This window comes from Rickettsiales endosymbiont of Peranema trichophorum (assembly GCF_004210275.1).
Lineage (GTDB): Bacteria > Pseudomonadota > Alphaproteobacteria > Rickettsiales > Midichloriaceae > RICK02.
The window spans coordinates 1-10,303 of the sequence record NZ_SCFA01000117.1 but is presented as its reverse complement, the minus strand read 5'-3'; the positions used below and the strand labels follow the sequence as shown (position 1 = coordinate 10,303).

9 protein-coding genes are annotated in these 10,303 nt (G+C 41.5%); 6 read left to right on the top strand and 3 right to left on the bottom strand.

Going from position 1 to position 10,303, the window contains the following annotated elements; genetic code table 11:
• Together EDM53_RS05695 and EDM53_RS05690 are read left to right on the top strand one after the other, a co-directional pair.
• Positions 1–351, top strand: a 351-nt coding sequence (locus EDM53_RS05695; protein ID WP_207215500.1) for a PD-(D/E)XK nuclease domain-containing protein, incomplete at its 5' end; no start/stop codon positions are given.
• 328 nt (positions 352–679) lie between these two features.
• Entirely contained in the window at positions 680–2,002 is a 1,323-nt protein-coding gene (locus EDM53_RS05690) for a hypothetical protein (protein WP_130122690.1), read from the top strand.
• A 35-nt stretch (positions 2,003–2,037) separates the two neighbouring features.
• Here the strand turns inward: EDM53_RS05690 and EDM53_RS05685 are convergent, their stop codons facing one another.
• From EDM53_RS05685 to EDM53_RS05675, 3 genes are all read right to left on the bottom strand, one after another.
• Positions 2,038–2,529, bottom strand: a complete 492-nt coding sequence (locus EDM53_RS05685) for a hypothetical protein (RefSeq protein WP_130122689.1) — start codon at positions 2,527–2,529, stop codon at positions 2,038–2,040.
• 78 nt (positions 2,530–2,607) lie between these two features.
• On the bottom strand, positions 2,608–5,703 hold the full coding sequence (locus EDM53_RS05680; RefSeq protein ID WP_130122688.1) for a hypothetical protein: 3,096 nt from the start codon (positions 5,701–5,703) through the stop codon (positions 2,608–2,610).
• A 75-nt stretch (positions 5,704–5,778) separates the two neighbouring features.
• Positions 5,779–6,126, bottom strand: coding sequence for an FtsB family cell division protein (locus EDM53_RS05675; RefSeq protein ID WP_165379686.1), 348 nt, complete (start codon positions 6,124–6,126; stop codon positions 5,779–5,781).
• Between the two features lie 88 nt (positions 6,127–6,214).
• Here EDM53_RS05675 and secG point away from each other — a divergent pair, with 88 nt between their 5' ends.
• The 4 genes from secG to EDM53_RS05655 form a co-directional block, all read left to right on the top strand.
• On the top strand, positions 6,215–6,544 hold the full coding sequence (gene secG / locus EDM53_RS05670; RefSeq protein WP_165379685.1) for a preprotein translocase subunit SecG: 330 nt from the start codon (positions 6,215–6,217) through the stop codon (positions 6,542–6,544).
• A 77-nt stretch (positions 6,545–6,621) separates the two neighbouring features.
• On the top strand, positions 6,622–8,250 hold the full coding sequence (locus tag EDM53_RS05665) for a CTP synthase (RefSeq protein WP_130122685.1): 1,629 nt from the start codon (positions 6,622–6,624) through the stop codon (positions 8,248–8,250).
• A 67-nt stretch (positions 8,251–8,317) separates the two neighbouring features.
• Positions 8,318–9,169, top strand: coding sequence for a tetratricopeptide repeat protein (locus tag EDM53_RS05660; protein ID WP_130122684.1), 852 nt, complete (start codon positions 8,318–8,320; stop codon positions 9,167–9,169).
• A 253-nt stretch (positions 9,170–9,422) separates the two neighbouring features.
• On the top strand, positions 9,423–10,303 hold an 881-nt coding region (locus tag EDM53_RS05655), incomplete at its 3' end, for an Rpn family recombination-promoting nuclease/putative transposase (RefSeq protein ID WP_130122683.1).

Here is a 10,303-nt window from a genome sequence, read left to right as displayed (position 1 = left end):
GAGAATACGCCTGAACAAGTATTTCACGTGTTTATATTGGGACTAGTAGTAGGATTAAGAGGAGAATACTACATACGGTCCAATCAAGAATCGGGGCTTGGAAGGTTTGACGTAGTGATGCTTCCAAAGCAGAGTGGAAGAGCCGGTATCTTGCTGGAGTTCAAAGCAACAAACGACTCAAAAAAGCTAAAGGCAAAGGCGCAAGAAGGGTTGAAGCAGGTAAAAGATAAGCAATATTTGGAGCTTTTTAAGCAAAACGGTGTGAATGAGGTATTGGTTATAGGGTTGGCGTTTTGCGGAAAGCAGCTGTGTTTGGTGTACCAAAGTGAGGATATATCGCTGAATACATAACCACTACAGGTATTGATAAACTTTTAAAAGCCAATCATGGTGTTTATAAGTACTGGAAGACGTATAATGCAAACAAGGTGATAGGAGATGAGTCAAAGTCTGTACTAAAAACATGTGGTGTAATTCTAAATCGCACGTTAGATACAAAATTGGTTTAAGGCAAGTGGCCATTCCCTAATAGGCATTGTCCACTTCTTTTGTCTTGCAAGCTTATATATATACTGACTTGATAGCGGTAGTTTTCTTTGGAATTCGTAAAAATATTGCGATTTTTAAGTAAAATAGTATATAATACACGTTTGTGAGGGCAATGATCAATTAAAAGTATATGACGAAAAGCGACGTAAATTCTAGAGCTATTGCTGAAATGCCACGTTGGAGTGCTGATGAACTCAAGGAGATGATAAACTTGGGCTACATTACGGGGCACTTGTCGGAAGGTAATATAGGTGAAGTCATAGAGGTGATGAAATTGGGATCCATGATTGAAGGGTTGTTGGAACAAAGATATAGGAATGTTCAAGAAATGAATTTGCTAAGAACACTTATAAGCCACAATCGCTTTGATTACGTCCAATTAAACACCAGTAGGATTGTTGGAGGGATATATAAGCTAGCGCGAGAAGGAGAAGTAAATGTGTTACAGAGGCTAGCGTTAGGTATGGAGCTAGGGAAAGTACCTACATCCGCTAAATATAAAATTTTTCAATCTACTTTGGACTCGTGCTTTGGTAAAAAAGTGAACTTAGACGATATAAAGCATGAATTTCAGGCAGATAAGCCTGTGGTGGTAGTGCAAAACTTTTGTGATACCATCGTGCAGTTGGAAAGTGGAAAAAGAGTCAAAATTCCATCGTATGAGAGTACAGACGTTCTGGAGTACTTGATACAACATAAGTATTTGGCTGGTGACTATCAATACGAAGGTCATTACAATAAAATGATTGTATATTTAAATCCAGGTCACGCCTTTTTTGGTTTTAGCTCTTCGGACTTCCGTGCTGTACGTGGTTTCTATCCAGGACCTAACGGAGCAAACCTCGATGACAATTCAACTGAGGCTACAGTTGATGGTGTTTTATTAGCGATGTCATGTGCCATCATTGCCTTGACAGGTGCAAACTTTGTGGGTTTGTTGCTGGCCTCTACAATAATGTCTCTACCTTATGTTTTGACCGACGCAATAATACCACATATTGACCACCAAATGGGCGATATTCGAAATGAAGTGATTGTGGGTGAGCTACAGAAATCAGAGATCAACAATGATTTGAAGGCTTCAATTTTACTGAATGATCAGCAGTTTTATAGTGCTATCAAATATCTGAATACGGTTCAAGAGGATTGTTATAAGAAGAATTTTGACGGCTGTACATATCATTTATTATCTAGAAATTGCGCAACATTCGTATCAGATTTATGTGAAAGGGCTACAGGTTACGCTCATAACGCTTTACTCCTTTTCTCAAAGGAGCAGGTATCGCAGTGGAGGTCTGGAAGTTTTGAGGCGGTATACAATACCAAAGTTTTGTTCTTTGCAGATCTAAATCATGCCTTTGACACAATTATTCAGTGGTATGATGATTACAAAACCTCATACTATGAGGCCTACATGGACTACGATGATGTGGTGGGTGATCCTATTTGGTAGTGCCGCTACTATCTTGTAACTGAAATCGAGGGCTACTAGTAGGACAAGTCTGTACAGTAGTCCTCAAACATTTCAACGAATTGTTTGCAGTAGGTGCCGTCCGAGAATTTCAATTGGTAGTGGTTTAAGTTGGCACTATATTCATCTGGACAATTGTGGTTCTCGTAAAACGATTTCATCTGGATGTAGTGCTGGTACAGATTGTTTCTAGGGCATGTAGCACCGTTATAGATGAATGTGTTTGCTGTTTTGACATCGTACTGATTTAGTAGTAGACATTCCAGGAATCCGTCTTCTACATTTTGTCCTGATGTTAGCAATCTGGTGTTATGGTGTACACGGCAATCAGAATCATCTTGTTGGTCTATTTTGAGACAATTATCCGCATAGGCCTTGACCAGCTCTAAAGTACAATCATCGTATATTCTGTTTTGTATGTAATATTCTAAGTAGAATCCTGCAAGAGGTTTACTACAAATTGCGTCTGTTTTTGTATCCTTTTGAAAGGACCGTATACATTGAGACATGGCTTTAATGGCAGTATTGTTAGGGCTACCAGCAGGTCTAGCACATCAAACAACAATGCGCTATTGTTTTTTTTGATGTTATCTTTGAAGGCTATCTGTTCGACTCCTTTCAGTCACTCTGCTTGTCCATTTCTTTGGAGCAATGCTGGTCAAGAAAGCCTTGACACTGCTCACAAAACTTTGCCCTTGTTCTTTTGATGCCATCTTTTCTCCTCGCTTTGCTATATCAACTACTTGATCGATCGGAAGTTTGGCAATATGTTCGTGAACCAGCGTATCCGAAGTGCGACTAGCCTCTCCTCCTCTTAACATTCCTGATAAGGCTGGGGCTTGATCAGTCCCGAGATTCTCGATTGTCTTGTTGTTCCATTCTCGTCTTTGTGGCGTATCTTTGCCCAGCAAGCTCTCTCTGAGTTCATCATGACGGTTTTTCAGCATTTTTGATGCAGTAGTGATTATTTCAGAGCCTTTGTAACCAGGTTTATCCTTCAATTTTTGCAATGCATAATAAGCCTGCGCAACTTTTACGGCTTGCTGTGTTTGTGTTGTATGGTTGTCTGGTTGGCTCCTGACTATACTAGCCCCGTCTCTACGAAGACTAGTAGGAGCAACAAGTTCTACAGCTTGTCGAATCAAATATTCCTTTGTCTCTTTAACCTGATCATTTTGTCCCCTTTTGACAAACTCTTTGTATGCGGTTGTTTTTTGAAGAGCATCAAGAGCTGCTATGTCATTGTTAAGCTCATCTGGTACTTGTGGGTGCTTAGGAGGGAGAGGCACTTGATGAATAATTGACTGAGTGGTGGGTAGTGGTACTCTGCTTTGTGTAGGTTCTGCTATTGGAGTACTGGGAGCTTGTATGGCTGGAGTCCTGACTTGTTGCTGGGTACTTGACGAAGCCTCGATCAATTCTGTGCTATTCTTCTTGATGCCATTCATCGTGTCATCGACAAGAGTAGCAATACGCTTATCGATGTCCGGATGGTTTTTGTACGCAGCTTTTCGACCTAATTTGTGTAATATCTTGATTTCATCGGTCAACTCTTGGATACTCAGTCCTGCTCTCGATGGACCAATTTTATCACTTAGCTCCTTAGTCCTTAGGTCATTGATCTTATCAGTGATTGCCCGCTGTAGGTTAGTATGCAACAATCTCAAATCTTGATCTTTATATCCAGGTTCTTTAGCAAGTTTAGTGGCTTCTTTCGATTTTTGCTCAAGTTCCTTGATCTTTGTTGCGATTTCTACTTCTTCTTGCGGAACTTGGATCTTCTTTATTTGCTCGATTCTATCCTCTAAATCATGTTCTATAATATAACGACGGTGTTGATATGTGCTTGTCTTGGCATTTCCTTCCAAGTTCTCTTTGAATATTGGATCATGCTTCAAGGCTTTAAGAGCTTCTCTGCTATACTTCAAAAGCTCATCTCGGTTTAGTGTTAGCCCTGGTGCCTCATCTACACTTGGGCTAGGACCTTGGTTGTCTCTTAGTGTCTTTGATGAAGGCTCGAGAAGGTTGTTTATACCAATATCTGCAATTGATCGTCTATATATTGCGTTGATCGCCTTTTGTCCTGCTTTTTGAGCGTAAGGGTAGAGCTCCACTTTCCGATTGATGTCCTTGATGAAGTCCAGATTTTTAGCAACATCATCCGCATGTATCGCACGTATTTGATAAAGCTCTATGTCCTTTAGCACCAAGGATTTCTTAAGGTTTTCCAGCTTTTTGCGGTTGGAAGATGATGGTTTTGCATCGATCAAAGAACCAATCGCCGCAATTGCATTCTTGATGCTTTGAGTTCTTGTCTCCAATGAACTGGTATCTTTGGACTTAGTCAGTTCGTCTGCAGGTTTTAGGACATCGTGCTGTACTGTCTCGATATATTGAGCAATGGACTTTGTCTCTATAGCTTCAAGCTTTCTTTTATTGCTCCGGTTGCAGTTGTGTCTGATATCCAGTTGGAATTTTATAAATTCACTAATTGCTTTTGAAGGGTTTATAGGTGTTTGTTCTACTTGTATTGCTGATTGCGCTGTATCGCTCTCCAATGCCCTGCGTGGCGATATTTGAGCAGTAACAATATTGCCAGCTTTTGTAATTAATGTTCCAATAGCTTCTTGAAAAACACTATTTTCGCCTTTTATAGCGTTCTTTAAGGGAAGGATTGCTCTTTGAATATCTTCTAGAGTTCTAGCTCGACTTGACATAGTAGATATAGTGTTGTTGATCTCATCGTCTAAAAGCTTTGAAACACGCTTTGATGTTTCTTTGTGATCTATATTGAGACTGTCTTTGAGGCTACGTAAAGCATTAAGCTTATCTAGTGGCTGATCATCTGGAATTTGTGCTATATGCTCATTAGTCAGGTTTACAGCACTTTCTATGAGCCTCTTTTTTAAATCCTTAATCACAGGAAAACGTATTCCTTGTTTTTCATATTCTTCTAGTCTGCCGATATCCTTCATCGGCTGCTCTAACATCTTCTTCAGCTGTGTATCTGTATCAACCAAAATGCTGCTTACTTGCATTTGTGAGTCTAGTGGAATCCCTGTGAATTTTTCTTCATTGATAGAAGAGGCAAAGGAAGTGTTTGAGCTACTAGGGAATGGTATTGAGACCGGAGGCTGTTGAGAGGTAAACTGTGGAATCTGGTGCTCTGTTCTCTCTTGTATCTTTTTCACATTTTCCCAAGCTTCTGCTCTAGGAGCTAAATCGCCCGCATACTCTATTGCTTTGCCTTTGGGTCCGTATGCTCTAGCAATGTTTAGATCATATGTGAGCACATTCTTCCATTCCTTTTCATTGTCATTTCCACCTGGAATGTTACTTAGGATAATTTCATTAAAGAATTGTTTCGCGAACTCTTGATTCGCAAGTACTCCAATTTCTATGAGTCGTCCAAATCCGAGTCGTGTTTCCTCCAAATCGGTTACTACAGTGGCTTGGTTGGGCTTTAACTTCCCCAACTCATTGGCAATTTTCTTAATTATTGTATCGACGCTTGCTCCGTCTTCTGTGACCCAAATCGGTAGACTAATGTCTCTATCTCGAAAGAATGTCTTCATCTGCTTCTCAATCTGACCTTTCAACTTAGTTCTATCAGCTTCAATTTGAACTTGTTCAGCTGCCAAATCTTTTGGATAGTATCGTCCCCGTGACATCACTTCCCCCATTTAACTGTTGTGCTTGTATTTAATACTACTACGAAAATAGTTAATACTTTGTTAAAATGGGGGAAGAATTAATATTTAATTGCCTTTTTTAATTGCCTCTAAGTCTTTTAAAATTACTACTGTTTCACCTTGCCTTGCTAGTCCCGCTTTCTTACGCAGAAGCTCATCTATAATGTCACTGTCACCAGAATTAACAAGGGAGACCCTGTTTTCCATTGCCTTTTTATTTGATAATAGCTGCGCTAACACAATACGCTTGTTGTCCAAATCCCTGCTAACAGAGAGATATGCAAGTATTCCCCTTTGTCCGTGCACGGAGTGATAAGCAAGGTAAAAAGCCACAAGACACACCACTATGTTGAGGACTAGACTGCTAAGGAGTAACTCCTTGATCGAGGTCGGTACTACTTGAACTGCTTTCACTTGTACGGTACGAGAAATTCGTAATTAGGGGTTGCAACTTTGTTGTAAAGGCTATAGTATGTGTCGAAAATATCACAAAATAAAAAATATGGCAACAACACTGTTAATTCTCCAGATCTGTATCGTTCTTAGCCTGGTATGCGTCATCCTTCTCCAAAAAACAGGAGCAGATGGACTCTCCGGCCTTTCAGGAGGGGGGCACAACTTTTTGTCCGGTAAGGTTATAGGGCAGGCCTTTAGTAGGTTTACTATGTTTTTGGCTGCCGCATTCATCGTAAATAGCCTTGTACTTGCAAAGTTGGCTATTGTTGAACGTCAAAGAGCGGCTTATTTGGTTGAGCGTATTGCCATAGACCAGGCAAAGACACAAGCTGGTGAAGATATCAGCAAAAGCGCTGCAGTTCCGATTGCTAAGTAGGTCGCTCACTTAAAAGGGGAACTCATGGCCTTGGTTCCAGATGTGGTATCGGTTTTAACATTGATGGAGTATAGGTTGTGACTAGATACGTATTTATTACTGGAGGTGTCGTCTCATCACTTGGCAAAGGCCTTGCGTCTGCTTCCTTGGGGGCATTGCTGCAGGCTAGGGGCTACAGCGTAAGACTAAAGAAACTGGATCCGTATCTAAATGTCGATCCCGGTACCATGAGCCCATACCAACATGGTGAGGTGTTTGTAACCGATGATGGTGCTGAAACGGACTTGGATCTTGGACACTATGAAAGATTCACGGGAATTGCCGCCAGAAAAGGAGATAGCACAACAGCAGGGCGCATTTACATGGAGCTGCTCGCAAAAGAAAGAAAGGGGGACTACTTAGGCGGTACTGTACAAGTCATTCCACACGTCACAAACTTAATTAAGGAATTTATTCAAAGCGACGTTGATAACATTGACTTTGTATTGTGTGAAATCGGTGGAACAGTAGGGGATATTGAAGGCTTGCCATTTTTTGAAGCAATTCGACAGTTTTCATCGAGTTTAACGCCTTCTAGAAGCATTTTTGTTCATTTAACACTCGTTCCGTACATCAAGTCCGCAAACGAGTCAAAGACCAAACCTACTCAACATTCTGTAAAGGAGCTGAGGGCGCTGGGTATACAGCCAAACATTATCCTATGCAGAACTGAGCGCAGGCTTTCCTTATCCGACAAGAAGAAGATCTCTTTGCTGTGCAATGTCTCTGAAAGCGCTGTGATTGAGGCCGTCGATCAAAGCAACATATACGCTGTTCCAATCGCCTATCACGAGCAAGGAATCGACGAGCAGGTGCTTCACCACTTTCACTTGCCGTACGATATTCAGCCCAATTTGGATAAGTGGTATAGGATTATAGAGGCGGTCAAGCATCCGTCTTGCGAAGTGAAGATAGCAGTGGTAGGCAAATACAACAAGCTAAAGGATGCTTATAAATCCTTGACGGAAGCTTTGAACCACGGTGGTTTACATCACAGATGTAAGGTCAAGCTTGTGTGGATCAACGCTTTGACCTTAACTGATCAAAACGCCCAGGAAAAGCTTGGCAATGTAGATGGTATACTTGTTCCAGGTGGATTTGGAGCGCTTGGTAGTGTTGGCAAGATTGCGGCTATAAAATACGCGCGGCTTAACAATATACCGTTCTTTGGTATATGTCTCGGTATGCAGCTTGCCTGTATTGAAATAGCTCGCAATATTTTAAACATAAAGAACGCAAATACTACAGAATTTGAAGAAGACTGCACTAATATTATTGGTTTGATGACGGAATGGGACAAGGACGGTAAAAAAGAGCTTCGTTCTGACGGAGTGGATCTTGGTGGTACCATGAGGCTTGGAAGCTACCAGTGTTCTTTAAAGGAAGGGAGTATGGTGAGGTCGATATACGGTGCTGATACGATAGAGGAGCGCCACAGACACAGGTATGAGTTTAACATCAGCTTCTTGCCGCGCTTTGAAAGTAGCGGTGCTGCTATCACTGGAGTTTCTAAAGACGGCAAGTTAGTTGAGATTATGGAGCTCAAGGGCCACCCATGGTTTATAGGGGTACAATTTCATCCTGAGCTTAAATCAAGGCCGTTTTCTCCACATCCTTTGTTCGTGTCATTTATAGAAGCTGCCGTTAAGCGGCACACATTAGCGTAGAATAAAAAAGCCTTGGCAAACGCGAAATTTGCCTGTTTACTGGAAGTAGTAGTCAGAGGTGAGCCATATGACAAGCTTTCACGTTTACTTAAGGCGCTGTTATATTTTCCTGTTGGTGCCGTATTGTTTGTATGGTGTGGTGTCGCATGCCGCTGATCATAGGCAAATCGATGATAATCAAGTGTTCGCGAACATAGCAAAGGTTATGAGGCCTGCTGGTGATGGTGTCAAGGCGATTACGATCGATTACGGTTTTTTGCCATCAGTATACACCAAAGCCAATGCTGACATCGTTCTGCCAAATATCGTAGTGTCAGATGCCAGGGATATTGTGGTAAACAAGCTGTACGATACATTATTTAAAGCATATAAGGCTACGACTGTAGGGCAGTATGAACTTGCTATACAGACATACAACCAGGCATTAAGTCTTCAGCCTGATAATGCTGACATATTGTACTCCATAGGCAGGTTGTATCACAGGGCAGGGGAGCTTAAAAAAGCAAAGGCCTATTACGAGAGGGTATTGACGTTCAATCCAAAGCATAAAAAGGCAATGGATAGCTTTTTGGCGGTATTTGCCGCAATATATCCGAATCAAGCGTTAAAGGAGCTGCAGCATTTGGAGTCATTAAATTCATCATATGTTCCAATTTTGACTCAAATCGCTTTGGTATATGCAAAAAAGCAAATGTTTAGCAATGCTATTGAATACTTTCAAAAAATAGGGAGATTGGCTCCCAATGACGTGCTTTACAGGTACAACCTTGCTGTAACGTACGATAGAATGGGTCGCACTGCTGATGCGATCAAGATGTACAAAGCTGTCATTGAGATGAGCGATGATGGTACAAGCATACCTTGCCCTAAAAACCTACTACAGCAGCGTATATCGGTACTGCAGAAGGGGAAGACATAGGATTGGGAAAAATAGTACGCTAAGGAGTGAAACATATGTCTGATAGGTCTGTTTTATGTGGCCTACAGAAGGGATGTTTCAGTTGTCTGGGGTGCACCCGACACTCCAGAGTACAGCGGGTAACAGTGCAAGCCTCCACTAAGAGCTGATAGTTTTGTGGCCAGGGAGGCATTGAAGCATAAAACATCTGGAGGAAGTATTCGGAATAGTATACAATGGGTTGTACTAAGGATAAACAGAAGAGAGTATACTGATGACAAGATACCTAGACGCAACAAACGATGTAGCATTTAAGAGAGTCTTTGGCGATAAGGAAAGACTAAAGGATTTTTTAAATGCTATACTACGTTTAGAACCTGGAGAAAAAATAGCAGAACTCGAGTTTATGTCTGGAGAGGAAATACCTGACATAGGACAGGGCAAAAGAAGCTTGTTTGATTTGAAGTGCAAGGATGAGTCAGGAAAAATCTATATCGTAGAGATGGAGAACAGACAAGAGATGCACTACATACAAAGGGCGCAGTTTTATGGAGCACACACATACGTATCACAATTAAAGAAGGGAATGTTTCATAGGGACCTGTTGCCTGTGATAGTAGTGAGCATCATGAAGAACAAGAAGCTGTTTGGAGGTAACATAGGGTGCATCAGTTACCACACTACGAGGGAAGAGAAGACGAATGAAAGGCACTTATTTGCCCTGTCGTATGTCTTTATAGAACTGCCGAAGTTTAAGAAGGGAGAGGATGAGCTCAGTGGCATAGAAGACGAGTGGTTATTTTTTTTAAGTAGGTCAGAGGAAGTGAAGGAGCCGCCTATGTGTACGAAGGACGAGCACATATTAGAAGCATATAAGGAGCTAGAGAGGTTTAACTGGAGTGATGAATCATATGATGCATATGTGAGGGCGAGGTTATTGCTTGATGGACAAGAATACACCGTAGACGAAGCAAGACAGGAGGGGATAGAAAAGGGAAAGGCTGAGGGTATAGAAGAAGGCATTGCGATAGGTACAGAGAAAGGCAAGGCCGAGGGCATTGCGATAGGGACAGAAAAGGGAAAGGCTGAGGGGATTGCTATAGGTACAGAGAAAGGCAAGATGGAGATAGCAGTGAAGTTGCTGAAGAAAGGTAT